We start from the raw sequence: 384 nt of genomic DNA on the forward strand, positions 1-384 counted from the left end.
CTCACCTGGACAAAAAGGCTCATCTGCTATGCCCCATAAACGCAATCCAGATTTAACAGAAAATTTATCTGGGTTGGCACGTATGGTACGTGCATTTGCAATACCTGCCCTGGAAAATGTAGAACTTTGGCATGAACGTGATATTTCTCATTCATCTGTTGAGCGTTATATTGGCCCTGCTGCTACCATTACACTTGATTTTGCTCTTATGCGTCTCACATCGGTCATTGAAAATTTGATTGTCTATCCAGAAAATATGCAAAAAAATCTCAATACATTTCGTGGCCTCGTTCACTCCCCACGCGTACTCTTAGCGCTCACGCAAGCTCGACTAAGCCGAGCAGATCCCTATCGGAATGTACAACGCAATGCGCTGACGGTTTG

Annotated in this window: 1 protein-coding gene; it reads left to right on the forward strand. The window is 44.3% G+C overall.

The features are described from left to right. Positions 1 to 384, forward strand: a 384-nt coding sequence (locus J7R10_RS09575) for a lyase family protein (protein ID WP_246787440.1), incomplete at both ends; no start/stop codon positions are given.

It is taken from the genome of Bartonella vinsonii subsp. berkhoffii ATCC 51672, from assembly GCF_902825225.1.
Classification (GTDB): Bacteria; Pseudomonadota; Alphaproteobacteria; order Rhizobiales; family Rhizobiaceae; genus Bartonella; species Bartonella berkhoffii.